21 protein-coding genes and 1 pseudogene are annotated in these 23,900 nt (G+C 64.9%); 12 read left to right on the forward strand and 10 right to left on the reverse strand.

Going from position 1 to position 23,900, the window contains the following annotated elements; genetic code table 11:
• Nucleotides 1-19 precede the first annotated feature (19 nt).
• The 4 genes and pseudogenes from pruA to VF34_RS23530 all read left to right on the forward strand — a co-directional run bounded on the left by pruA (nt 20) and on the right by VF34_RS23530 (nt 4,999).
• Nucleotides 20-1,669, forward strand: a complete 1,650-nt coding sequence (gene pruA, locus VF34_RS23510) for an L-glutamate gamma-semialdehyde dehydrogenase (protein ID WP_032371593.1) — start codon at nt 20-22, stop codon at nt 1,667-1,669.
• Nucleotides 1,666-2,614, forward strand: a pseudogene (locus tag VF34_RS23515) (proline dehydrogenase family protein). The gene pruA and the pseudogene VF34_RS23515 overlap by 4 nt, the downstream one beginning before the upstream one ends.
• A gap of 63 nt (nt 2,615-2,677) precedes the next feature.
• A complete protein-coding gene (locus VF34_RS24425; protein WP_082079237.1) occupies nt 2,678-4,579 on the forward strand; it encodes an HNH endonuclease signature motif containing protein in 1,902 nt (633 codons plus the stop codon).
• Between the two features lie 231 nt (nt 4,580-4,810).
• Complete coding sequence (locus VF34_RS23530; RefSeq protein ID WP_027495777.1) at nt 4,811-4,999, forward strand: hypothetical protein; 189 nt, start codon at nt 4,811-4,813, stop codon at nt 4,997-4,999.
• Nucleotides 5,000-5,141: 142 nt separating this feature from the next.
• Here VF34_RS23530 and VF34_RS23535 read toward each other — a convergent pair whose 3' ends face one another.
• Both VF34_RS23535 and VF34_RS23540 read right to left on the reverse strand, forming a co-directional pair.
• Complete coding sequence (locus tag VF34_RS23535; RefSeq protein ID WP_231578265.1) at nt 5,142-5,480, reverse strand: STAS domain-containing protein; 339 nt, start codon at nt 5,478-5,480, stop codon at nt 5,142-5,144.
• Nucleotides 5,481-5,760: 280 nt separating this feature from the next.
• Complete coding sequence (locus VF34_RS23540) at nt 5,761-6,240, reverse strand: MarR family winged helix-turn-helix transcriptional regulator (RefSeq protein WP_032374837.1); 480 nt, start codon at nt 6,238-6,240, stop codon at nt 5,761-5,763.
• A 147-nt stretch (nt 6,241-6,387) separates the two neighbouring features.
• Here VF34_RS23540 and VF34_RS23545 point away from each other — a divergent pair, with 147 nt between their 5' ends.
• The 3 genes from VF34_RS23545 to VF34_RS23555 all read left to right on the forward strand — a co-directional run bounded on the left by VF34_RS23545 (nt 6,388) and on the right by VF34_RS23555 (nt 10,839).
• The gene (locus VF34_RS23545) at nt 6,388-8,442 is read left to right on the forward strand and encodes an MMPL family transporter (protein WP_230595388.1); all 2,055 of its coding nucleotides are present in this window, start codon (nt 6,388-6,390) and stop codon (nt 8,440-8,442) included.
• Complete coding sequence (locus VF34_RS23550; protein ID WP_080733367.1) at nt 8,439-9,068, forward strand: lipocalin family protein; 630 nt, start codon at nt 8,439-8,441, stop codon at nt 9,066-9,068. Before VF34_RS23545 ends, VF34_RS23550 begins: the two co-directional genes overlap by 4 nt.
• Nucleotides 9,069-9,177: 109 nt before the next feature.
• Complete coding sequence (locus tag VF34_RS23555) at nt 9,178-10,839, forward strand: transposase (RefSeq protein ID WP_426376107.1); 1,662 nt, start codon at nt 9,178-9,180, stop codon at nt 10,837-10,839.
• A 134-nt stretch (nt 10,840-10,973) separates the two neighbouring features.
• Here VF34_RS23555 and VF34_RS23560 read toward each other — a convergent pair whose 3' ends face one another.
• Both VF34_RS23560 and VF34_RS23565 read right to left on the reverse strand, forming a co-directional pair.
• A complete protein-coding gene (locus VF34_RS23560) occupies nt 10,974-11,585 on the reverse strand; it encodes an FKBP-type peptidyl-prolyl cis-trans isomerase (RefSeq protein ID WP_080733368.1) in 612 nt (203 codons plus the stop codon).
• Nucleotides 11,586-11,619: 34 nt separating this feature from the next.
• Complete coding sequence (locus VF34_RS23565; protein ID WP_032374838.1) at nt 11,620-12,474, reverse strand: SDR family oxidoreductase; 855 nt, start codon at nt 12,472-12,474, stop codon at nt 11,620-11,622.
• A 114-nt stretch (nt 12,475-12,588) separates the two neighbouring features.
• Between VF34_RS23565 and VF34_RS23570 the strand changes: the two genes are divergently transcribed.
• Nucleotides 12,589-12,963, forward strand: coding sequence for a winged helix-turn-helix transcriptional regulator (locus VF34_RS23570; protein WP_032374839.1), 375 nt, complete (start codon nt 12,589-12,591; stop codon nt 12,961-12,963).
• Here the strand turns inward: VF34_RS23570 and VF34_RS23575 are convergent, their stop codons facing one another.
• The gene (locus VF34_RS23575) at nt 12,964-13,314 is read right to left on the reverse strand and encodes a VOC family protein (protein WP_032374840.1); all 351 of its coding nucleotides are present in this window, start codon (nt 13,312-13,314) and stop codon (nt 12,964-12,966) included.
• Between the two features lie 207 nt (nt 13,315-13,521).
• Between VF34_RS23575 and VF34_RS23580 the strand changes: the two genes are divergently transcribed.
• Entirely contained in the window at nt 13,522-14,001 is a 480-nt protein-coding gene (locus tag VF34_RS23580; protein ID WP_032366787.1) for a DUF6764 family protein, read from the forward strand.
• Nucleotides 14,002-14,317: 316 nt separating this feature from the next.
• On the opposite strand, the gene VF34_RS23585 is transcribed toward VF34_RS23580, so the two are convergent.
• From VF34_RS23585 to VF34_RS23595, 3 genes are all read right to left on the reverse strand, one after another.
• Nucleotides 14,318-15,337, reverse strand: coding sequence for a hemolysin family protein (locus VF34_RS23585; protein ID WP_032374841.1), 1,020 nt, complete (start codon nt 15,335-15,337; stop codon nt 14,318-14,320).
• The gene (locus tag VF34_RS23590) at nt 15,334-16,740 is read right to left on the reverse strand and encodes a hemolysin family protein (protein ID WP_032366789.1); all 1,407 of its coding nucleotides are present in this window, start codon (nt 16,738-16,740) and stop codon (nt 15,334-15,336) included. Before VF34_RS23590 ends, VF34_RS23585 begins: the two co-directional genes overlap by 4 nt.
• Before the next feature lie 120 nt (nt 16,741-16,860).
• Nucleotides 16,861-17,253 carry a universal stress protein gene (locus VF34_RS23595; RefSeq protein WP_027495765.1) on the reverse strand — a complete coding sequence of 131 codons (393 nt, stop codon included), beginning with the start codon at nt 17,251-17,253 and terminating at the stop codon, nt 16,861-16,863.
• 113 nt (nt 17,254-17,366) lie between these two features.
• Here VF34_RS23595 and VF34_RS23600 point away from each other — a divergent pair, with 113 nt between their 5' ends.
• Genes VF34_RS23600 through VF34_RS23610 form a run of 3 tightly spaced genes read left to right on the forward strand, consistent with a single transcriptional unit; the run spans nt 17,367 to nt 20,405 of the window.
• Complete coding sequence (locus tag VF34_RS23600; protein WP_032374842.1) at nt 17,367-18,356, forward strand: Bug family tripartite tricarboxylate transporter substrate binding protein; 990 nt, start codon at nt 17,367-17,369, stop codon at nt 18,354-18,356.
• On the forward strand, nt 18,353-18,883 hold the full coding sequence (locus tag VF34_RS23605) for a tripartite tricarboxylate transporter TctB family protein (protein ID WP_027495763.1): 531 nt from the start codon (nt 18,353-18,355) through the stop codon (nt 18,881-18,883). Before VF34_RS23600 ends, VF34_RS23605 begins: the two co-directional genes overlap by 4 nt.
• 16 nt (nt 18,884-18,899) lie before the next feature.
• Nucleotides 18,900-20,405 (forward strand): tripartite tricarboxylate transporter permease, encoded by a 1,506-nt coding sequence (locus VF34_RS23610; RefSeq protein WP_032374843.1) that lies wholly within the window; start codon nt 18,900-18,902, stop codon nt 20,403-20,405.
• A 97-nt stretch (nt 20,406-20,502) separates the two neighbouring features.
• On the opposite strand, the gene VF34_RS23615 is transcribed toward VF34_RS23610, so the two are convergent.
• Nucleotides 20,503-21,576, reverse strand: coding sequence for an alkene reductase (locus VF34_RS23615; protein ID WP_027495761.1), 1,074 nt, complete (start codon nt 21,574-21,576; stop codon nt 20,503-20,505).
• Between the two features lie 98 nt (nt 21,577-21,674).
• Nucleotides 21,675-23,855 carry a glutamine synthetase III family protein gene (locus tag VF34_RS23620; RefSeq protein ID WP_027495760.1) on the reverse strand — a complete coding sequence of 727 codons (2,181 nt, stop codon included), beginning with the start codon at nt 23,853-23,855 and terminating at the stop codon, nt 21,675-21,677.
• Between the last annotated feature and the right edge of the window lie 45 nt (nt 23,856-23,900).

A 23,900-nucleotide genomic window follows, 5' to 3' on the forward strand; every position in this document is an offset into this window, starting at 1 on the left:
CCGAGTGCGAGGAGTCACCATGGACGCGGTCACATCAGTTCCCACCCCGGTCAATGAGCCGGTCAACACCTATGCCCCCGGAAGCGCCGAGCGCGCCAGGCTGCGCATCCGCTTGGACGAACTGCGTGCGAACCCCGTCCGCATCCATCAGGTGATCGGCGGTGTCCACCGCGACGCCGCCGGCACCGATACCGATGTGGTGGAACCCCACAAGCACGCGTCGGTCATCGGTAGCTTCGCCGAGGCAACGCACCGGGACGTGCAGGACGCGATCTCGGCGGCGACCGCAGCTGCACCGGCCTGGCGCGATCTTCCGTTCGACGAGCGAGCTGCAGTGTTCCTGCGCGCGGCCGATCTGCTGTCGGGTCCGTGGCGCGAAAGGATTGCTGCCGCAACGATGCTCGGGCAGTCCAAGTCGGCCTACCAGGCCGAGATCGACGCACCGTGCGAGCTGATCGATTTCTGGCGGTTCAACGTCGCGTTCGCACGACAGATCCTCGCCGATCAGCCGGTGTCGGCCCCGGGCGTGTGGAATCGCGTCGAGTACCGCCCGCTCGAGGGTTTCGTCTACGCGATCACACCGTTCAACTTCACCGCCATCGCCGGCAACCTCCCCACGGCGCCTGCACTGATGGGCAACACGGTGCTGTGGAAGCCGTCGCCCACCCAGGCAGTCGCCGCGTACCTGACGCTGCAGTTGCTCGAGGCGGCAGGTCTGCCGCCGGGAGTGATCAACCTCGTCCTCGGCGACGGTCCGATGGTCTCCGAAGTAGCCCTGGCCGATCCACGCCTGGCGGGCATCCACTTCACCGGATCCACTGCGACCTTCCAGACGCTGTGGCGCGAGGTCGGCAACAACATCTCGAACTACCACTCCTACCCGCGGCTCGTCGGCGAGACCGGCGGCAAGGATTTCGTCGTCGCGCACAGCTCGGCCGATCCGGACGTGTTGACCACGGCCATGATTCGCGGCGCCTTCGACTTCCAGGGGCAGAAGTGCTCGGCCGCTTCGCGGGCATTCGTGCCGAAGTCGCTGTGGGCTCGCATGGGTGAGACGTTCATCGAGCAGGTGTCGGCCCTGAAGTACGGCGACGTCACCGACCTGTCGAACTACGGCGGTGCCGTCATCGACCGAAAGGCGTTCGACCGCAACGCAGCAGCGCTCGACCGCGCGAAATCCGTGACCGGCCTGACCATCGCCGCCGGCGGAACGTGCGACGACACGGAAGGATACTTCGTCTCTCCCACAGTTCTTCTCGGCGACGACCCCACCGACGAAGCCTTCACCACCGAGTACTTCGGCCCCATTCTGGCCGTGCACGTCTACGACGACAACCGGCCCGACGCCTATGCCGACGTACTGCGCACCGTCGACACCGGATCGAAGTACGCACTGACCGGTGCCGTCATCGCCACCGATCGCACGGCCGTCGAGCAGGCCCATTCGGCACTGCGATTCGCCGCCGGAAACTTCTACGTCAACGACAAGCCCACCGGCGCGGTCGTCGGTCAGCAACCGTTCGGCGGAGCGCGTGCGTCTGGTACCAACGACAAGGCCGGCTCACCGCAGAACCTGTTGCGCTGGGCATCGGCACGCACGGTCAAGGAAACGTTCGTCCCGCCGACCGCACACGGCTACCCCCATCAGGAAGGCGAGGGCACACGATGACCACGGTGCTGAGCAACCCACTGCGGCCGGCTCTGCTGGCGGCCGCACGCTCACCGAAATTGCAGGCCACCGTGACGCGGCTGCGCGCCACCCGATCGCTCGTCGACCGCTTCGTCGCCGGAGAATCGGAGCCCGCCGTGGTCACCGCCGTCGATGCCCTGCTGGCGTCGGGACGATTCGTCTCGGTGGACTATCTAGGCGAGGACACCACCGACCGCGCGCAGGCGACGGACGGCCACCGTGCAGTCGTACCTGTCACTGATACAACGCTTTTCGACGCGTAGTACCGCCGAGACCGCGCTCGAGGTATCGCTCAAACTCTCGGCCCTCGGTCAGGGCATCGACCGGACGCTGGCGCTCGAAAACGCGCGCGAAATCTGTACCGCCGCAGCAGCGGCGGGAGTGTGGGTGACCGTCGACGCCGAGGACCACACCACCACCGACTCGACCCTGTCCATCGTGCGCGAACTGCGGCACGACTTTCCCGATCTCGGCACGGTGCTGCAGGCGTACCTGAAACGAACCGAGGCCGACTGCAGGGAGCTGTCCGGACCGAGATCTCGCATCCGCCTGTGCAAGGGCGCGTACAACGAGCCGGCGTCGGTGGCGTTCCAGGGTGCACGGGATGTGTCGGACTCCTACCTACGGTGCCTGGAAGTGCTGATGAACGGCAGCGGCTACCCCATGGTCGCCTCCCACGATCCCGAGATGATCGAGGCGGCGGAGCGACTCGCCTCGAACGCCGGACGGTCCGCAGCCGACTTCGAGTTTCAGATGCTGTTCGGAATCCGCGACCAGGAACAACGACGACTGGTCGACGCCGGAAAGCACTTGCGTGTCTACGTGCCCTACGGCGAGCAGTGGTACGGCTACTTCATGCGCAGACTTGCAGAGCGGCCGGCCAACCTGATGTTCTTCGCGCGGTCGCTGATCTCACGCAACTGACTTCCCTCGGATCGATGAACGTGTGTTCGAAAGTGTGTCGGTGGGTCGCGGTAGATTCTGTTCATGCTTTCGGGGGACGGCGGATCAGGGGTGGACGGCATCGACACGGTGCCGCCTGCCCCCGTCGTGTCCGACCCTGTCTTGGCGGGGTTGGTCGAGGCGGTGGAGTCGGCGGTTGCCGAGTTGGCGGGGCAGGCGTCGGTGTCGTGGTCGAACGCCGACCGGCGTGCGGTGATCCAACGCATGGAAGAGCTCACCAGATCGGTGACCGCCTACTCGCACACCTGGCTCAACGAGCTGATCTCACAACACGGCCTCGACGTCTATCCGGGTTCGGTGCCGTGCTCGGTGGCATGGATGCTGCGAATCACCCCACGCGCGGCCGGGGCGCGAGTACGTCTGGCTGCCGAATTGGGCGACCGCACCGCACTGGCCGGCGAACCGCTACCGCCTTTGTTGCCGCACACCGCTGCAGCGGTACGGGCGGGATTGCTCGATGCCAAGCACGTGCAGATGATCCGCGAATTCTTCCGGCACCTACCGTCGAGTGTGGATCCGCAGACACGGGAGCGCGCCGAACAGCAGTTGGTGGGTCTCGCCTCGACGAGGCGGCCCGACGACTTCGCTCCGTTGGTGGCGCACCTGGATTCGATCCTCGACCCCGACGGCGACTTCGACGAGGACGAAGACGAGGACAAGAACGCGAAGCCGAGGCCACGGAAACGGGATGCGTTCTTCTACCTCGGTGAGCAGGGTTCCGACGGTATGTCCGAGGGGACGTTCTGCGTCGACTCCGAACTACGGGCCTACCTCGAAGCCCTGTTCTCGAAAGCCGCGAAACCGGGGGTGAACAATCCTGCCGACCCGACATCGATCGTCCACGAGGATGAGACCACCGGCGACGAGGACGGCGGCGGGGACGGCGGCGGGGACAGGGACGACGGCGAGGACGGCAGTACGGCTACGCCAAAGCCCGGGCCGATGCCCGACGAGGCAGGATCCAGCGATGCTCGATCGCATGACGAATACCTGTGGGATGGGACCGACGACAACGGTGCCAACTTCTACGGTCACGACGACCGCAGTGACGACGACCGCAGTGGCGACGACCGCGGTGAGGGTGACTGCACCGACAGCAACGATTGTGGTTGCGGCACAACGCCACACAGCACGCCCGACACCAACGACACCAACGACGATGCCGGCTCCGACAGCACTGCTGAACCCGGCGGCCACGCCGACGCCGACGCATCGGACACCGCTGCTCGCGACGCTGCCGCCGCGCGAGATGTACGCACCCAGAACGAACGCCGTCATGATGCCCTGAAGATGGCACTCCGGCACACCCTCGCCTCCGGCACCCTCGGCACCCACCGCGGGCTGCCCGTCACCGCCATCGTCACCATGAGTTCGAAAGACCTCGAATCAGGTTGCGGCTACGCCATGACCGCCACCGGATCCCGCGTCTCGATCCGCGACGCCATCCGCATGGCCTCGCACGCCCACCACTACCTCACCATCTTCGACGACAACGGCAGAGCCCTCTACCTCGGACGATCCAAACGCATCGCCTCCGCCGACCAACGCATCGTCCTCATCGCCCGCGACCGCGGCTGCAGCTTCCCCTCCTGCACCCGCCCCGCAACCTGGTGCCAAGCCCACCACCTCGACGACTGGGTCGAGGGCGGACCCACCGACATCGACTCCCTCACCTTCGGATGCGACATGCACCACGCACACGTCGGCACCGGACCCGGAAAGTGGGCCACCACCAAAACCACAGCACGACATCGCTATCCGGGCCGCACCCTGTGGCACCCACCGACCGGAATGGACCCCACACGCCGTGGGCTGATCAACCACGCACACCACCCCGAGGAAGTCCTCTACCCACCCGACCACCACAACGACAACACCCACGACACCCGCGACACCGGCGACGAAGAACCACGACAACCCGCATGACGCCCCACACCACCATCACGGCACAGCTCTGCCTTCAACACAGCCTCGCCTCCCACACAACCCGGCCCTCCTACACAACCCGGCCTTACTACCCAGCCCGGCCCTCCAACACAGCCCGGCCTTCTGCCCAGCTCTATCCTGAGTGCGCGGCGCTGGCTTCCGCTTCTCGTAGCGGCCGGTGCCGGTGATGCGGCTGGGTTAGGTTGCGCAACATCGGGGCACCCTCACCGCATGGCAAATTACAGAGTTATCGACCCGCACGGAACCGTCGTCGCCACCAAGGACATCACCAGTTCCGAGGACGCGCATGCCTGGTTCAAGGACAGCCGCGCCGACAACGAGGAGTTGGGCTGGCGCCTCGAAGTCGAGCACGACGGCGACTGGGCATTCTTCAGCGACTCGGAAGGCACCAAGGACTAGACCTTGTGCTTCACACGACAATCGGGCGGTCCCAGTGATTCGCGGGACCGCCCGATCGTTGTGCGGGGGGACGGCAAACGACAGTGGGCAGCCCCAGTGCAGGAGCTGCCCAACTCTTGTCGCGGCGATGTCGCCGCCAGTTCTACTGGTCGGTCGTCGGTCGGGAGGTCGGAATCGTCGACTCGAGGTCGGCAACCTGCAGCAGGCGGGTCACCGATCGGCTTGCCACGATCGACCACGAAGCACCGATGCCAGCCGTGTATTCACGAACTGCATCGAAGACGGTGAGTCCGGCGATGCCGAAGAACTCGACATTGGACAGGTTGAGAGTCAGATGCCGTTTGCTGGACACGCGACTGCAGACGAAATCGGAGAACATCGGCGCGCTGAGCATGTCGATGTCGCCGTGGACGGCGACGACGAGTGAGCCGTCGGTGCCGTCGTGCGCTGTGAAGATGGCTCCGGTTGCTGCAACGGACACGGACTTCTCCGCGACGCTCACCGAAGTGGTTCGAACTTTGTTGCCTCGTGATTCAACACTCATGGCAGATCCCATCGATCGGTCGAACTGAAGGGGAAACCGATCTACGCAACGGGAGCAGAATTCTTCGCCTGACCCGGGCGCACACTTCGCTGCGTTTCCCCGTGACCGGCTGTTAGCTCAACCACGGCCAACCCTACGGCACCGGCACGCTCGGAGTCCAGCATTGGCACAATGCGGGCCCCCACCAGCGGTTCGAACATCCCGATGCGAACGCGGGCTACGAGCGGGTGCTGTTTCCCAGGTCGGCGTGATGCTCGCGCATGGCTCCGATGAGCGCTTCGAACACTCGGTGGGCAGCGTCGAGATCCGAATCCGGTAGGTCCGCAAGCGCAGTGCTGGTGCGCGCTCCCAGTGGTCCGAAGAACCCGCGAGCAACCTCCATACCGTGCTCGTCGTAGCGGAGGATGACTTTACGTCGGTCCGACGCGTCGGATTCGCGTCGAATATGACCGGACGCGATCATCCGCTCCACCAGATACGTCATCGCCGCGGACGACAGGCCGAGCATCGTGCCGAGCTCACCCGCGGTGAGGGGCGCGCCCTCGACGTCGGCGACCATCACATGCAGCAGAGCGCGAAAGTCGTTGGGCCGCAAGCTGTGCAACGCACCGAATACCTGACCGATCTGTTCCGACACCGATGACAGCGCCCGAAGGTCCGCCGATATCGCGGATTCGAGGTGGTTTCGGTCGGTCATGGCGGTGGTAACTCCTTCGCTGCGGTCATGGTCAGACTACTGCCCGCAAGAGATTCAGTTGCTTAATATCTAAGTAAATGAGATTGTTTCTTCGTGGACAGCACCCGTACCGAGACCACCGCAGCCTGGGACCGCATCGCCGCGGCCGTGACGCATCGTCGATCGTGGGCGCTCGCCCTCGCCATTCTGATTCTCTCGATTGCCGTGATCGGGCTTGTCGGTAGCAACGATTCTGCTGGTCAGTCACCGAACTCTCTGCCGACCTCCGCCGAGTCCTACCAGGTGGACGAGCTGCTCTCTCAGTTCCCGGACTCCGACACCGCACCGGTGATCCTCGTTCTGAGCCGCGTCGATGGCGGTGACCTGACCCCGGCCGATATCGAGGCAGCCGCTGCTGCGCAGGCCAGGCTGCTCACCGTCGACCGGTCGGTGAGCGACGAACCTGGACCCCCTCCGATCGTCGCACCGGACGGGAAGGCCGCAATCGCGTTCGTTCAGGTGAACTCGGAACTGTCCGGCTTCACCCTGAACGATCTGATCACAAGCCTCCGATCCGCGGCGACGGACGGCCTACCGTCCGATCTCAACGCCCAGGTCACCGGCGGGCCGGCATTCGGAGCAGACATCGCCAACTCGTTCTCCGGGGCCAATTTCACGTTGCTCGCCGTCACCGCACTCGTGGTGGCAGTGCTCCTCATCGCCACTTATAGATCGCCCATTCTGTGGTTGGTTCCGCTTGCCGTCATCGGTTTCGCCGATCGGTTCGCCTCCACCGTCGGTACGGCCCTCGCCGAGGCGACCGGGCTGTCGTTCGACGGCTCGACCTCGGGGATCACCAGCGTGCTCGTCTTCGGCGCAGGCACCAATTACGCCCTGCTGCTGATCTCTCGTTACCGCGAGGAACTCCGCCGCGAGTCCGATCACCGGCTCGCGTTGCGCCACGCCGTCCGGAACGCGGGACCGGCCATCCTCGCCAGCAATGCCACCGTTGTCCTCGCACTGCTGACTCTGTTGCTGGCCATCCTCCCCAGCACTCGCAGCTTGGGAGCGCTGGCCGCGGCCGGCCTCGTCGTCGCATCGGTGTTCGTGCTGTTCGTACTGCCTCCGTTGTTGGCACTGTGCGGCCCGAAGTTGTTCTGGCCCTTCGTCCCCAAGCCGTCCGATCGCGATACCACCACCGAGGGCGTCTGGCATTCGGTGGCCGCCGGTGTCGCACGTCGTCCGGTGGCGACCGCGTCCATCACCATCGCCATATTGCTCGCCTGCTGCGCGGCCCTGGTCGGCACACAGATCGGGCTGTCACAAACCGAGCAATTCCGGGTGACCGCCGAATCCGTCGAAGGATTCGACACTCTCTCGCAACACTTCCCGGCCGGATCCGCCGACCCGATCACGGTTCTCGCACCCACCTCGGATATCGACGGCGTCGTCGCCACCGTCCGGGACGTCGACGGCGTCGTCTCGGTGGATCGGGTCGCTGATTCCGATACCGGACTGACCCGGTTGTCGGTGGTCACCGACGCGGCCCCCGCCTCCGACGAATCGTTCACCGTCGTCGAGAACCTTCGGTCCGCCCTTGCGGGTGTCGACGACGCACGAGTCGGCGGCAGCGACGCCAAAGCACTCGACACCACCGACGCTGCCGCCCGCGATCGGCTCGTGGTGATCCCGGCGATCCTGGCGGTCGTCCTGCTCGTGCTGTTGATACTTCTTCGCGCTGTCGTCGCACCGTTGATTCTCGTCGCCACCACGGTCCTGAGTGCCGTGGCCGCCATCGGTATCGGTAGCTGGGTGAGCCTGCACGTCTTCGGCTTTCCCGCGCTCGACGACAACACTCCCCTGTTCGCGTTCCTGTTTCTCGTCGCCCTCGGCGTCGACTACACCATCTTCCTGGTCACGCGGACCCGGGAGGAGACGGCTCGACACGGCACCAGATCTGCGATCGTGCGGGCGGTCTCGGCCACCGGCGGCGTCATCACCAGCGCGGGAATCGTTCTGGCAGCAGTGTTCTGCGTCCTCGGCGTCCTACCGCTGATCACCCTCACCCAGTTGGGAATCATCGTCGGTCTCGGCATTCTGCTCGACACCTTCGTGGTACGCACCGTCGTGATTCCCGCCCTGTTCACCCTCATCGGCCCGGGGATTTGGTGGCCGAGCACGATCGACAACGAGACGACCGCAACCAAGGAGCGAAATTCATGAAGGTACGTACGATGTTGAGCCGCACCGCAATTGCAGGAGCAGTCGCAGCAGGTGCCCTGCTCGGCGCGGCCCCGGCGCAAGCGCAACCGGTCGGCCCTTTGGGGTCGGTCGGTCTCGATCCACTGGCTCCGATCCCGTCACTCGATGTCGAACGGTACCTGGGCACCTGGAACCAGGTTGCCGCGGTGCCGCAGCCGTTCAACCTGATCTGCGCCCGTGACACGCAGGCGAACTACCAGATGATCGACGAATTCAACATTCGCGTCGAGAACACCTGCACCACCTGGACCGGCGGCGAGAATCGCATCGTCGGCAATGCTCGGGTCAACGACACCGCCACCAAAGCCCAACTGCACGTGAGCTTCCCAGGCGTCCCCACGCAGGAGAGCCAGGAGGGGCCGACCAACTACATCGTGGCCTACATCGCAGACGACTACTCGTGGGCTTTCGTCGGAAGCCCCAACCGCACGTCCGGATTCGTGCTCAAGCGCACGCCCGACGTCAGCGTCGAGCAGTTCCGCGAGATCCGCAGCGTCGTCGAATCGCTGGGTTACGACTCCAACTTCATCACCACGACGCCCACCCCGGGCGGCGCGACGACGATTCAGCAGCTCTCGACCGTGTAGTGCGGCGGAGCCGCAGTGGCGTGGTTATGTGCCGCAGAGGGGCTGTTGCATTTTGATGGTGGGGTGTCTCGAGTGTCGAGGCACCCCATTGTCGGTGGTGCGGGACAATGTGTTGGTGGCGAAGGGTTATCGACCGGTTGATCGTGATCAACAGTTTCTGATTCCACCGGACATGCGCGAATGGTTACCGGCGGAGCATCCGGTATGGATGCTGATCGACATCGTCGACACGCATCTGGACACCTCTGTCTTTCATGCCGGCCGGCGCACCGGTGGGGTCGGGCGCGCCGGATACGACCCGGACATGCTGCTCACGCTGCTGATCTGGGCCTGGTCGAAAGGGATGCGGTCTTCACGTCAGATCGAATCCGCATGCACCGATGTGGTGTCCTACCGGGTCATCTGCGCCGGCGATGCCCCCGATCACGCCACGATCTCCAGGTTCCGTAAAGACAACCATGCAACCTGCGAGTCGCTGTTCGCGCAGGTGCTGACGTTGGCAGCGCGGGTCGGTTTGGGGTCGTTGGGGACCATCGCTCTCGACGGGGTCAAGATCGCCTCGAACGCCTCCATCGGAGCCAACCGCAGCGCGGACGGATTGCGCGCCGCCGCCGAAGCCGAGGCAGCGAACGCTGCTCAGGCCCGGGCGCGCGAGATCGCCGCCGCCGCGGCCGCGGCGCATGCCGACGTCGATGCTGCCGAGGACGAACTCTACGGCGAAGACGACCCGGGCCCGGGTCGGGTTCCGGCCGAGTTGGCCGATCCGACCACGCGATCGAAGCGGATCGCTGAAGCGTTGGCGCAGATCGAAGCCGAAGACGATGCCCGCGAGAAGGCCGCGAAGTCAGCCGCCGAGGGCCACCTCGAGCGTCTCGACGCGGGAGCGTCCCCGGCGGGTCGGGTACCGCTTGCCGCGCAGGTAGCTGCTGCTCACCGGCGTCTTGCACGGGAAATTGCACGCCATGAGGCCACCGAGGCGCGGTATCGGCAGCGAGCCGACGCCGCTGCGCGTCGCGGCGGGAAACCGAAAGGCAAGGTTCCGGTTCCGGTCGAGGATCATCACCGCGTGATCGCCGCACGCGCATCGGTCGCCGCAGCCCTCGCCCAGTCCGCCGCCCGTGAGCAGACAACGCCAACGGTGGTGCGGCGCAACATCACCGATCCGGATTCTCGGATGCAGCCGCTGCGAGGTGGTGGCTGGGTGCAGGGCTACAACTGCCAAGCATTCACCGCCGAGGACGGCATCATCATCGCCACCGGCGTCGGCACCAGCCCCTCCGATGTCACCTACTACGAGCAGATGGTCGACAAAGCGGTCGCTGCGGCGGCAGTGATCGCCGACCATGCACCGGCCGAGGCCGAGTCGCCGTCGATCGGAATCATGCTCTTCGACGCCGGCTATTGTTCGATCGAGAACCTCGACGCACCGGGCCCGGACCGGTTGATCGCCACCGGGAAATCGCGGACACTCGAAGCCGCCGCTGCCGCGGCCGTAGCTACGCCGGTATCGGATCCTGCACCACCACAGGGTAATTCGATTACCAGGATGGCCGAACGATTAGCCACCCCGGAGGGAATCGCAACGTACCGCAAACGGTCTCACATCGCCGAGACACCGTTCGGACATGCCAAACACAACCTCGGATTCCGGCGATTCACCAGCCGCGGCGTCGACCGGGCGACGAGTGAGTGGTCCTTCCACGCCGCGGTGCACAACATCGGCAAGATTCTCACCCACCTGACCGCAACACACACCGTAGCGCTGGCCTGAATGAGCACCCCAGGGCCGAAAAAGAGGTGACCCGGGCATCGAACCCGAGCCACCCCTTTACAACGTCGAACTACCGCTCACACAAAATGCAACAGCCCCCAGAGGGCTTATAACCACGCCACTGCCGGAGGCACTCAGCTCGCGGACAGGATCGAGATAGCGAAGATCAGGCTGTCGCCCTGCTCGATTCCGGCTGCCGGATTGCCGGTCGCGTAACCGTCGGCCGACGTCACCGCTACGGCGACGGTCGAGCCGACGGTCTGTCCGGCGATGGCTTTCTGGAAGCCCGCCACCACGCCGGTCAGTGGGAACTCGACCGGGGCGCCGCGCTCGAAACTGCTGTCGAACGTCGATCCGTCGCGTCCGTTGACGCCCAGGTAGCAGACGGACACGTTCGCGTCGTCGGCGACGATCGGGCCGTCCCCGGCCTTCAGCGTTCTCACCTGCGTCTCGGCGACGCTGAACGGGGCTTCGACGTCGACGGCCGGTGCCGCTGTATCCGTCGATCCGGTGACGGCGATGCTGCCGGTGTCGCCTGCCAGTGTCCACTCCGGGGTGGCCGACGGGTCGGGTGTGCCCGTGGGGCAGCTACTCGAAGCCGTCGCATCGGTGGAGGACGTCGCCGAGGACGTCGTCTGCAACGTCCCAGAATCCGAGTCGGAACTGCATGCACCCGTCAACAGGACGAGTGAGGTGGTGGCGGCCAGGAACAGGGTGCGAGTCGAGGTGAGTTTCACGGGGCCCACGCTACAAGTGGCATACGGGGCCCCGTGTATCCCGTCAGATTGCGGAGCGGAACACCTCGGCGACCGGGGTGGACGCGCGGCCGATCAATGCCTTCAGGTCACCGGAATCGGTGTCGAGTTCCCCGCGGGAGATACCGGCATCCGCGCTCGCCAGCATGGTCGCCACGAAATCGGGCAGTCCTGCGCCCTGCAGAATCGAGGCGTACTCCGACTCGGTGACGTCCTTGTAGACGACCGGCTTCCCGGAGATGCCGGCGAGAACGTCCGCGAGTTCGGCATAGGTCAGGCGCTCGTCCCCGCCGAGTTCGTAGATCTTCTCGCCCTGGTTCTCGAGGGTCAGCACAGCCGCGGCAGCGGCGGCGTAATCGGCACGTGAGGCAGCGGCGATCTTGCCGTTCCCGCCTGCACCAAGCCACACTCCGCCGTCGATGGCCTGGCCGAGCGAGCCCAGGTAGTTCTCCCAGTACCAGCCGTTACGCAGAAACACAGCGGGAATCGGAGAGGCCGTCAATCGCTCTTCGGTGGCCTTGTGCTCCGGCGCAAGGCTGATGCCGGAGGTGTCGGCAGCGAGCACGCTCGTGTACGCAACGAGGCCCACTCCGGCTGCCTCGGCGGCGTCGATGACGTTGTTGTGCTGAGCAATTCGCTGGCCGACCTCCGATCCCGAGATCAACAGCACCTTCTCGACACCCGCGAACGCAGACGTCAGGGCGTCGGTGTCGCTGTAGTCGGCCACCCGTACCACCACACCGCGCTCGGCGAGTGCGGCCGCCTTGTCGGCGTTGCGTACGACGGCGACGATGTCGGCAGGCGCGACGCCGCGATCGATGAGTGCGGCGACGACGAGCCCGCCGAGATTGCCTGTCGCTCCGGTGATGGCTGTGGTCATGGAAAACGCTCCCAAGGTTGAAGTGTCAAGTTCCGTTACATCATGCACTTACTTTTCGTGCAGTGCAACATCAAAATATAGCGCTGCCGGTACGGCCTGCGCTAACATGGAGAAATGTCCGAGGCCGTCGAATCTCTCGAAGCATCCGTCTTCGCACGGGAATGCGGGTCACGGCAGACGCTGCAGAACGCGACGAGTAGGTGGGGAGTGCTCGTCCTGGCGGCCCTCACCGAGAGCGACTACCGATTCAATGCCCTGCGCCGACGCGTCGACGGCGTCAGCGAGCGAATGTTGGCACAGACGCTGCAGACCCTCGAACGCGACGGCCTCATCGTGCGCACCGTGCTCGAGACCATCCCGCCCAAGGTCGAATACAGCCTCACCCCGCTCGGACGTGCGGTCGGATCACGGTTGACCGACCTCATCGAACTGATCGAGGGCTCGATGCCTGCCGTACTCGAAGCGCGCGCCGAGCACGACGCCCGCTAGTCAGCCGAGGGGCGTCACCAGACACCATTCGTTGCCCTCGGGGTCGAGTAGCACCTGGAACGACCCGGCCGCAGTGGTGTGCCGGTCCCCCACCGCCGTCGCACCCAGACCGACTGCCTGCTCGACGGCAACGTCGATGCTGGGAACGTCCACGTCGAGATGTAGCCGATTCTTGCCGGACTTGCCCTCGGGCACTCGCTGGAACGCCATCCGGGTGAACCCGGGAACATCGACGAAATGCCACGAGTCGTCGCGCACGACAGGCTGACCACCGAGCACACCCGCCCAGAATCGGGCCAGCACAGCCGGTTCTGTGCAGTCGATTACGACCTCGTCGATACGTCCGATCATGGAGCCATCGTAAGCACCGAGGGTGAGGGAACGCCGTTTACCGCGCTGTGATCATACCGAGATGCACTCGTGACCATGCGGATCTCTGAGCGCGTCGCTACGGGGTAACACTCGAGGAAGGTCGTCGGGGCGCACGAGCATGTCGATCCGGCAACCGCAGGAGCGCGGCACGCCCGGTGCCTGCGCCAAATCTTGGAGGCATCGACCATGTTCCACACCAAGAGAATTCTCGGCGGAGCGGCAGCATTCGGATTCGCCTGTACCTTCGCGGCCCTGGTGCCCGGCACGGCCTCGGCCGCACCGGTCGCCTGCACCACGGCACCCGGAGGGGCCGACGTCGCCGCGCTCGTCGGAGGTTCACAGTGCGACAGCTCCGCAGACGGCGCAAGTGCCGCAGCAGGAGTCGGCCTCGAGGGATGGGGCTCGGCGGAGGCGATGAACAACGCGGCGGCACTGGCCCTCGGTCTCAACGGCGGAACTGCCGTCAGCAATGCCGGCTTCGGCGGTGCGCCTGCTGCGATCGCCTTCGGTCCCGGTGCCATCGCACAGAACACCGCGGCCGGCCTCGGACTGTCGATCGCCGTGGCTGCGCCGGGCTCGACGATCACCCTCACCCCCGAGGGTGCCGTCTGCAACGGTGCCGGCTTCGCCGGAAGCTTCACCACCCTGCAGGGCTGCATCGGCTGATGCCCGTCGCCGTCGGGGTGAAACACGACTTGCGCAGGCCATATCAATGCCGCCGGGCCGTGGTTGATCTACAGTCTCACTGACTACAGTCTCGGTACGCGAGCCGGTGACGGCCCGCTGAACAAGGAGTTCGACGGCAATGATGTCCTACCTGCTCTACGACGTTCTGCTCCCCCAACTCGGCCACGATGTCGCGTCGTATTGGGCACACCTTCTGGTCATCGCCCCGATCTGACATTCGGACCCGGTGCTCACGAAAAATCCCCGCTCGGCCGTGTAGGCCGGGCGGGGATGATTCGTATGGGGTGACCGAAGATCAGACAGGCTCGGGCAGCAGCCGCGTCAACACATCCGACAGGGTGACAACGCCGATAGTGCGCGCACTGTCACCCGCCTCGGCCGACGGTTCGACGACCAGCGCCAGATGATGTCTGGTCTCGCGCATCGACTGCAGGGCGACGTAGACCGGTGTCGTCCGATCCAGCGTGTAGGCCGGGCGGGTGATCTCGGCGAGATACTCCGGCTCGGTCAACGTATCCCTCACGTGCACAACACCTTTCACTACGTCGTCGTCACTGACGAGGATGCGCAGATGGCCGCTGATCCGAGACGCCTCCCGCACGTCGTCGATCGACGCTGATGACGGTACCGACGTCGGCGCGCCACTTCCGGCCACCAGGTCACCGACGGTCAGATCCTGCAATTCCAATGCCCCGGATATCTGTGCCTGGTAACTCGCGTCCAGGGCTCCCACGTTGACCGAGTGCTCGACGAGCTGACGCAGGTCGTCTGCGTTCTGCCCGGTGCCGACGGTGTCGGCCGGCTCGACGCCCACCTTGCGTAGGCACCAGTTCGCCATGTTGTTCAGGGCCGTCAGCACCGGACGCGTGAGAAACATGAACGCGCGCATGGGGATTGCGAGCATCGTTGCCGACTTCTCGGGATGTGCGATGGCCCAGGACTTAGGAGCCATCTCGCCGACGACCAAGTGCAGGAACGTGACGATGATCAGGGCCAGGACGAAGCCGAGGACGTCCGCGAACCAGTAGGGCAGGCCGATGCTCTCGAACAGCGGCGTGAGCCAGTAGTGCACGGCCGGCTTGGTGGTCGCGCCGAGCGCGAGGGTGCAGACGGTGATCCCGAGCTGCGATCCGGCGAGTAGCACCGTCAGTTCCGAGGAGCTGCGCAGAGCAGCCCGCGCCGCCCGCGAGTTGGGGGCAGCATCCTCGAGGCGATGCCGTTTGGCCGCAAGAAGTGCGAACTCCACGGCAACGAAGAAGGCGCTCGCAGCGATCAGACCGATGGTGACGGCCAGAAAGACCCAGAGGTTGCTCATCGGTGCGCTCCTGCAGTATCGGACTCGGCCGAATTCTCGTCGTGCTCGGTTGTCCGCTCGTCGATGGTGAGGGTCAGTAGTGACGGCACGTGACTGTCGATCTCCTGCACCTCGATCGTGACGAATCGAATCGGCGTCTCGTCGTCGTTGGCGAGGTCCGCGTTGTCCGGCGGCAGATCGACCTCGATTCGGGTCCCGATATCGGGTAGCGAACCATGATGGGCGATGGCGAATCCCGCGATGGTCTCGTAGTCACCGTCGGGGAGGTCGACGCCGATGGCGCGCTCGACCTCGTCGACGTGCACCTCCCCTGCCATCGTCCAGCTGCCGTCGTCGGCGCTGACCGGGCTCGGGTCGAGTACGCCGTCGTCGTGCTCGTCGGTGATCTCGCCGACGAGCTCTTCGGCCAGGTCCTCGATGGTGATCACTCCGGTGAGACCACCGTATTCGTCGATGACACAGGCCAATTGGTTCCGTGTCGCCCGCAGCTCGCGCATCGCGTCGGGCAGGCTCTGCATCTCGGGAAGGATCAGCGCATCGCGGGTGAGGTCTGCGATGGGGGTCGAATCCGGCGCGGTGGAGGCCAACACGTCGTGCAGATGCACCACACCCACGATTCCGTCGTCCTCGTCGAGCACGGGGTATCGAGAATGTTCTTGGCCCATCAGTGTTTTCACCTCACCGAGGGTGTCGGTGTCGCGGACCGTCGCCGCACGTGAACGCGGGATCATGGCGTGTTCGACGTTGCGCGTGGGGAAGTCGAGAATGCGATCGAGCAGCGTCGACAGCTCGTCGGGCAGATCCCCGGTCTCCCGCGAGTCCGACACGATGTGCTCGAGGTCGCGTGGGCTGGCCGAATGTTCCACATCGTGCACGGGCTCGATCTTCAGCGCTTTGAGCAACAGGTTCGACGACTGGTCGAAAATGGTGATCAGCCAACCGAAGAGCTTGAGGTAGACGGTCGTCGACAACGACAGCCAGCGGGCCACCGGCTCGGGGCGGGCGATGGCGAAGTTCTTCGGAAACAGTTCACCGAAGAGCATCTGTACGAACGTCGCGAACGTGATCGCCAGAACGGCACCGAGGCCGACACCGACTGCTGTCGGAACACCGACGCCGCCCAGTATCGCTCCGAACGACTGCCCGATCAGCGGTTCGGCGACGTAGCCGACAAGCAGGCCGGTGACCGTGATACCCAGCTGTGCACCCGAGAGCATGAACGAGGTCCGCTTGGTGACGGTCAGCGTGCGAGCTGCGACGGCGTCGCCGGCCTCGGCACGCGCCTTGAGCCGGGACCGGTCGACGGTCATGTAAGCGAATTCCTGCGCAACGAAGTAACCGGTTGCGACGGTGATGAGAAAAACGACGAGCAGGCCGAGCAGAAGAGTGAGCAGAACGCTCATTCGCCGGACACCGCCTCGCACGTAGTAGCTGTAGTGCGGGGAGCCGTGTCCGGCCCGGGTTTATCGCTGTCCATGATTCCTCGAGGTCGAGTGGTGGGAGATTTGTCCGATACTACCGGGTCACGGCGCTTTCACGACGAGGACGGGGACCGGGCTGTCCAACAGAACGCGCTGCACCGTGCTGCCCATCAGGAATTTGCCGACCGCCGATCTGCGCTTGGACCCGATGACGAGCATCCCCGCACCGACGTCTGCGACGAGATCGACCAGTGCGCCGGCCGGGTCTCCGCCGTCCGGTTCGACGCGCACGGTCGTCGCAGTTCCGGGGAGAGTCCGCTCCACCTCGGCCTGCGCCGCGCTACGGTCTTCCGCCGATACGGAATCGCGGTCCACCACGGACAATACGATCAGCTCGGTCCGACGCAGCTCTGCCTCCGCGGCACCGCGTCGCAACGCTTCCTGGCCCTCGGGGGTGTTGCTCATCGCTACTGCCACTGCGCTCGCTAATGACACGGTCTCTCCCGTTGCTCGAATCCACCGAAGATCGACCTCGATGTTGTGAACTGGACTAATCAGACAAACTGTATCTAACCTGACGCTGTGACACACCACACGAAAGGTCTCTGATGGCGATATCGCCCACCCTGCTACGAACGGCCGGAGCCCTGGTGGTGGTGGGAGCAGTCACCGTCGCCGGGATCGACGCCGCTCGCAGTGCCAGCGGCTCCGATGCCCGAGCCAAATTGACACTGATAGCACCTGCTGCCGCCGGCGGCGGCTGGGACTTGGTCGCGCGCGAGTCGCAGCAGGCGCTGCGCAGCGACGGCATCGTCAACAACGCGCAGGTGGTCAACGTTCCAGGGGCCGGCGGCACCATCGGCCTGAGCCAACTCGAGAACCTCAGCGGTCAGCCCACCACGGTGATGATCACCGGCACCGTCATGCTCGGCGGCATCGCGATCAACAACTCCGACACCACCTTGGCCGACACCGTGCCGATCGCCAAGCTCGCCGAGGACTTCGAGGTGTTCGTCGTCCCGAAGGACTCGCCGATCCAGAATCTCGAGGACATGATCGAGGCCTGGCGAGCGAACCCCGGTGGCCTGCCGATCGGCGGCGGGTCGCTCGGCGGCATCGACCACATCGTGGCGGGCCAATTGGCCCAGGAAGCCGACATCGATCCAGCCGCAATCAATTACATCGCCTACTCCGGCGGCGGTGAGGTACTCACGTCGCTGCTGTCCAACACCGTCGGCGTCGCGGTCAGTGGATTCAACGACTTCCGGGACCAGATCGAAGCCGGCAACGTGCGTGCCCTCGCCGTGGCCGCGCCCGAGCCGCTCGAAGGATTCGACGTGGACACGTTCATCGAACAGGGCTACAACGTCGACCTCGTGAACTGGCGCGGAATCGTTGCACCGCCCGGGATTTCGGACGAGGACCGGCAGACGCTCGTCGACATCGTCACCGAGATGGTCGAGACCGAGCAGTGGGCGACGGCCGTCGAACGAAACCGCTGGAAGGAATCGGTCGTCACAGGAGACGAATTCGGGGAATTCCTCGAGGTCGAGCAGGCACGTATCACCGGAATTCTGGAAGAGCTGGGGCTGGTATGACAACGACGACTCCCGACACCGCAACCTCCCGCTCCTTCTGGACGGGCCGTAGCGGCCTGATCGTTCCGGCACTGCTCGTCGCACTGGGCGCATTCCTGGTCTACGGGACCATCACGATGGATGTGCCTCCCACCGCCACCTCCCCTGGCCCGCAGGTCTTTCCGGCCATCGTCGCCGGCGGTTGCTTCGTGGTCGCCGTGTTGGTCACCATCCAACTCATGGTCAAGCCCGACGTCATCGATCGCGGCGTCGACGACGACGGCGTGCCGCACACCGGCACCGTGAGCAACTGGCGAACCCTGTCGATCACCGTCGGATCGGTGGCAGTGTTCATCGCTCTCCTCGACCCGCTCGGCTGGGTTCTCGCCGGTGCCATCCTCTTCTGGGGTGTCTCGGTCGGATTGGGTGGTCGCCGTTACGTGTTCGACGCGGCCGTCGCGCTGCTGGTCTCGAGCGCCGTCCAGATCGCATTCTCCGCGGGCCTCGGCCTGACCTTGCCCGGCGGCGTTCTCGCCCAGATCTTCTGACGGAGCTGAATTTTCGATGGATTCATTGAGCAATCTTCTCGACGGGTTCGGCACTGCGCTGACTCCGATGAACCTGGTGTGGGTGTTCGTGGGCGCACTGCTCGGCACCGCCGTGGGCGTGCTACCCGGACTCGGTTCTGCCATGGCGGTGGCGCTTCTGCTGCCGGTCACGTTCACTCTCGACCCCACCGCGGCGCTGATCATGTTCGCGGGTGTCTACTTCGGCGGCCTGTTCGGCGATTCCATCTCCGGCATCCTGATGAACACCCCCGGCAACAGCACCGCCATCGCCGGAACGTTCGAGGGCCACCGGATGGCCAAGAACGGCAGAGCCCCACAAGCTTTGGCCACCTCGGCCATCGGCGCGTTCATCGGCGGAATCGTCGCGACGACCCTGGTGGTGTTCTTCGCCCCGACGCTCGCATCGTTGGCGACCAACTTCGGTCCGGCCGAGTACCTCGCGCTGGCAGTGTTCGCCTTCATCGCTACCTCCGCGGTGGTCTCCGACTCCGCTCTCAAGGGATTGACCGCACTGCTGATCGGTCTCACCCTGGCCGTGATCGGCATCGACGGTCCGTCGGGCGCTTCACGATTCACCTTCGAAGTACCTGCCTTGTTCGACGGCATTCACATCGTCGTCATCACCGTCGCGATGCTCGCGCTCGGCGAGGTCATCCACATCGCTTCGAAGATCGGTCGTCCCGAGGACCGGTCGTTGATCAAATCGCAGGGCCGCCCCTGGCTGAGCAGGGCCGAGTTCCGCGACGCACTGCCGGCCTGGCTGCGAGGCACGGCATTCGGCGTGCCGTTCGGTGTCATTCCTGCCGGAGGTGCGGAGGTGCCGAGTTTCCTCGCGTACGGCACCGAGCGCAGGCTCGACCGCAAGCGCGAGAAGCCGATGTTCGGCAAGGGTGCCATTCGCGGTGTCGCCGGACCGGAGGCCGCTGGAAACTCCACAGCCGGAACGGCAATGGGAGCGCTACTGGCGCTGGGGCTGCCGACGTCGGCGACAGCGGCCATCATGTTGGCTGCATTCCAGCAGTACGGCATGCAGCCCGGACCGCTGTTGTTCGAGCGCAGCGGCGACATCGTCTGGGCCCTACTGGCGAGCCTGTTCGTGGCCATGATCGTGCTGCTGATCCTCAACCTGCCGTTCGCACCGTTGTGGGCGCAGCTGCTGAAGATCCCGAAGAACTACCTGTACGCGGGTATCTCGGTGTTCGCCGCCCTCGGCGTCTATGCGTCCAGTGCGTCGATCGTGGATCTGATCTTCATGCTCGGGCTCGGCATCGTCGGATTCATGATGCGGCGCTACGACATTCCGCTCGCACCGGTGTTGATCGCCGTGATCCTCGGCCCACTCGCCGAGGAATCACTTCGCCGCGCACTGGCCGTCAGCGAGGGCGACCCGTCGATTCTGGTCAGTAGCGGCATCACCATAGTGCTCTACGCATTGATGATCATCGCCGTGGTGTTCTCGATCGTCAGCAAGATCCGCGCCCGCAAGACCGCCGACTTCTGAGTACGCCCCGCGCAGTGGTGTGGCTCTGTTCTCGGGTCGTTCCGCAGGCTCCACTCCTGCGCGCCCGCAGGCGCATAACCACACCACTGCGAAGCACTCAGTGCTGCAGAGCCGGGTAATCCGTGTAGCCCTTGGCACCGTCGGTGTAGAACGTGCTCTGGTCCGGCTCGTTCAGCGGCAGATCCTCACGCCAGCGGTACGCGAGATCGGGGTTCGCGATTGCCGGACGTCCGACCACGACGGCGTCGCCGACGTTGTCGTCGAGCAGCGACAGCGCTTCGTCGCGAGTGGTGATCTCACCGAAGCCGCTGTTGACGAGCACGGCACCACCGAACGCCTGCCGCAGATCCTGTACCAGCTCGCCCGACGGATCCTTGTGCAGCACACTGAGGTACGCCAGACCCAACGGCGCGAGCCGCTCGACCAGCGCGCGGTAGGTGGCACGCACGTCGTCGGAGTCCGTCTCGAGCGCATCCTGAATGTTGTGCTCGGGCGAAATGCGGATGCCGACCTTGCCGGCTCCGAGTGCCGCGGCCACGGCCTCGACCACCTCGGCCACGAACCGCGCCCGGTTCTCCGGCGAACCGCCGTACTTGTCGTCACGCTGGTTCGAGGCGGGCGAAAGGAACTCGTGCAACAGGTAACCGTTGGCACCGTGAACCTCGACGCCGTCCATACCGGCAGCGACCGCATTCTTCGAGGCCTGTACGAAATCGGCAATCACCGAGGGCAGTTCGTCCTCCCGCAGTGCACGCGGGGTGGGGTACGCCTTCTTTCCCTCGTACGTGTGAGTCTCGCCGTCGATGGCGATGGCACTGGGGCCGACGACCTCACGGCCACCCGTCGTCGCCTCGTGGGTCACGCGCCCGGCATGCATCACCTGAGCGAAGATCAGCCCGCCGTCGGCATGCACTGCGTCGGCCACATTGCGCCACCCCTCGATCTGCTCGTCGGTCACCAGACCGGGCTGACCGGGGAAGCCCTGGCCCGCATGGCTCGGGTAGGTGCCTTCACTGACGATGAGACCGAGGGACGCCCGCTGCTTGTAGTGCTCGACCACCAGCGGACCCGGCACTCCGTCACGTCCTGAGCGCACCCGCGTCAGCGGAGCCATCACCAACCGGTTGTCGAGCTTCAGGTCACCGAGCGTCAACGGGGAAAACAACTTCATGGTTCTCTATCTCCTTACGAGTGCGTGCACAGTCCTTGCCACTGATCACTCGAACGACCGAGATCCATGAAGCTATTCCGATCCGAGACATTGCTCACTCACAGGATGTACAGCATCTCCTGGTACGTCGGCAGCGGCCAGAGATCGTCGGCCACCATTGCCTCGAGGGTGTCGGCCGCAGAACGGACAGCCGCCATCGCAGGCAACAGTTCGTCCTTGGCGTGGGTGGCCTCGGCCAGAGCGTCGCCGCCCGGATTCGCTTCGAGGGCGGTCTTCAATGTCGCCAACGCTGCGCGCAGCTCCGACAGTGGAGCCGAGACTGCGTGCAGCGCAGTCATGTCCACGTCGTCGACGCCCGCGCCCTTGAGCGCACTGACGTTCTGCGCCAATTCCGTCTGGTAGCGCAGTGCAGCGGGAAGGATCGATGTCTGACCCATTTCCAGCGTCAACCGCGCTTCGACGAACACCGTCAACGCGTACTGCTCGAGCCCGATTTCGTAGCGCGAGTGCATCTCTCGGTGGTTGAACACCTTGTACTTCTCGAACAGTTCCATCGCCGACTCGGAAATCAACTCCGGCAACGCGTCGAGCGTCGTACGCAGGTTCGGTAGGCCGCGTGCCTCGGCCTCGATCTGCCAGTTGTCGGAGTAGCCGTCGCCGTTGAACACCACCGCGCCGTGTTCGGTGATGATCTCGGTCAGCAGATTCTGCACGGCGGTGTCGAAATCGGTGCCGTCGGCGACGGCCGCTTCGAGGTTGGTCGCCATGTAGTCGAGCGCCTCGGCCATGATCGTGTTGATCGTGACCATCGGGCCGTTGACGGTCTGCATCGAACCGGGGGCGCGGAACTCGAACCTGTTGCCGGTGAAGGCGAACGGGCTGGTTCGGTTGCGGTCGCCGGGATCGGTCGGCAGTACGGGCAGGGTGTCGGCACCGATCATCATGGTGCCCTTGCCTTTCGAGGATGTGGCTGCGCCCTTGGCGATCTGGTCGAACACGTCGGCGAGCTGATCGCCGAGGAAGATCGAGATGATCGCGGGCGGAGCCTCGTTGGCACCGAGGCGGTGATCGTTGGTCGCCGACGCCACCGATGCGCGCAGCAGACCGCCGTACTTGTGCACCGCGCGGATGACGGCGGCACAGAAGACGAGGAACTGCGCGTTGTCGTGGGGGTTGTCGCCGGGCACCAGCAGCGATCCCAGGTCGGAGTTGCCGAGGGAGAAATTGACGTGCTTGCCGGAGCCGTTGACGCCCTCGAAGGGCTTCTCGTGGAACAGGCACTCCATGCCGTGCTTCTTGGCAATGGTCTTGAACGTCGTCATCAACAGTTGCTGGTGATCGGCCGCGATGTTGCCGCGCTCGAACATCGGCGCGATCTCGAACTGTCCGGGTGCTACCTCGTTGTGCCTGGTCTTGGCAGGAATGCCGAGCTTGAACAGCTCACGCTCGGTGTCCATCATGAAGCCGAGCACGCGCTCGGGGATTGCACCGAAGTAGTGGTCGTCGAATTCCTGACCCTTGGGCGGCTTCGAGCCGAACAGGGTGCGACCTGCATTGAGCAGGTCGGGACGGGCCAGGAAGAAGTGCCGGTCGACGAGGAAGTACTCCTGCTCCGGGCCACAGAACGAGACGATGTTCTCGATGTTCTCGTGTCCGAACAGCTTCAGGATGCGCTCGGCATGTCCGCCCATCGCCTGCTGCGAACGCAACAGCGGCGTCTTGTGGTCGAGGGCCTCACCGGTCATCGAGACGAACACCGTCGGGATACACAGGGTGTTACCGTTCGGGTTCTCGAGGACGTACGCCGGGCTGGTGACGTCCCAGCCTGTGTATCCGCGTGCCTCGAACGTGTTGCGCAGGCCGCCGTTGGGGAAGCTCGACGCGTCGGGCTCGCCCTGAATCAGCGTCTTGCCTGCGAATTCGGCGAGCGCACTGCCGTCACCGACGGGATCGAAGAAGCTGTCGTGCTTCTCGGCCGTCAACCCCGTGAGCGGGTAGAAGACGTGCGCGTAGTGCGTTGCGCCCTTCTCCAGAGCCCAGTCCTTCATCGCCGACGCCACCGCGTCGGCCACCATGGGGTCGAGCTTCTTGCCCTTGTCGATCGTGGCCATCACCGACTTGAAGACCGACTTGGGCAGTCGCTTCTGCATGACGACCTTGCTGAAGACGTTCTCACCGAATATCTCGCCCGGCTTCTCGTCTCCGACGAAGCTGACCGCAGGCGGCACGTACGCCTCGACGTCTTTGATCGCCTGCAGGCGGACGGTATTTCCACTCATGGCTACCCCTTGGCAAGGTGCGCTCCGCACCTGGTGTGTGCGGAG

The organism is Rhodococcus sp. PML026, assembly GCF_000963615.1.
Taxonomy (GTDB): domain Bacteria; phylum Actinomycetota; class Actinomycetes; order Mycobacteriales; family Mycobacteriaceae; genus Rhodococcoides; species Rhodococcoides fascians.

Excerpts from the sequence above, each read along its gene's own strand:
- pruA (WP_032371593.1), top strand. The coding sequence starts at position 20 with ATGGACGCGGTCACATCAGTTCCCACCCCGGTCAATGAGCCGGTCAAC.
- VF34_RS24425 (WP_082079237.1), top strand. The coding sequence starts at position 2,678 with ATGCTTTCGGGGGACGGCGGATCAGGGGTGGACGGCATCGACACGGTG.
- VF34_RS23530 (WP_027495777.1), top strand. The coding sequence starts at position 4,811 with ATGGCAAATTACAGAGTTATCGACCCGCACGGAACCGTCGTCGCCACC.
- VF34_RS23540 (WP_032374837.1), bottom strand. The coding sequence starts at position 6,240 with ATGACCGACCGAAACCACCTCGAATCCGCGATATCGGCGGACCTTCGG.
- VF34_RS23550 (WP_080733367.1), top strand. The coding sequence starts at position 8,439 with ATGAAGGTACGTACGATGTTGAGCCGCACCGCAATTGCAGGAGCAGTC.
- VF34_RS23565 (WP_032374838.1), bottom strand. The coding sequence starts at position 12,474 with ATGACCACAGCCATCACCGGAGCGACAGGCAATCTCGGCGGGCTCGTC.
- VF34_RS23570 (WP_032374839.1), top strand. The coding sequence starts at position 12,589 with ATGTCCGAGGCCGTCGAATCTCTCGAAGCATCCGTCTTCGCACGGGAA.
- VF34_RS23575 (WP_032374840.1), bottom strand. The coding sequence starts at position 13,314 with ATGATCGGACGTATCGACGAGGTCGTAATCGACTGCACAGAACCGGCT.
- VF34_RS23580 (WP_032366787.1), top strand. The coding sequence starts at position 13,522 with ATGTTCCACACCAAGAGAATTCTCGGCGGAGCGGCAGCATTCGGATTC.
- VF34_RS23585 (WP_032374841.1), bottom strand. The coding sequence starts at position 15,337 with ATGAGCAACCTCTGGGTCTTTCTGGCCGTCACCATCGGTCTGATCGCT.
- VF34_RS23590 (WP_032366789.1), bottom strand. The coding sequence starts at position 16,740 with ATGAGCGTTCTGCTCACTCTTCTGCTCGGCCTGCTCGTCGTTTTTCTC.
- VF34_RS23600 (WP_032374842.1), top strand. The coding sequence starts at position 17,367 with ATGGCGATATCGCCCACCCTGCTACGAACGGCCGGAGCCCTGGTGGTG.
- VF34_RS23605 (WP_027495763.1), top strand. The coding sequence starts at position 18,353 with ATGACAACGACGACTCCCGACACCGCAACCTCCCGCTCCTTCTGGACG.
- VF34_RS23610 (WP_032374843.1), top strand. The coding sequence starts at position 18,900 with ATGGATTCATTGAGCAATCTTCTCGACGGGTTCGGCACTGCGCTGACT.
- VF34_RS23615 (WP_027495761.1), bottom strand. The coding sequence starts at position 21,576 with ATGAAGTTGTTTTCCCCGTTGACGCTCGGTGACCTGAAGCTCGACAAC.
- VF34_RS23620 (WP_027495760.1), bottom strand. The coding sequence starts at position 23,855 with ATGAGTGGAAATACCGTCCGCCTGCAGGCGATCAAAGACGTCGAGGCG.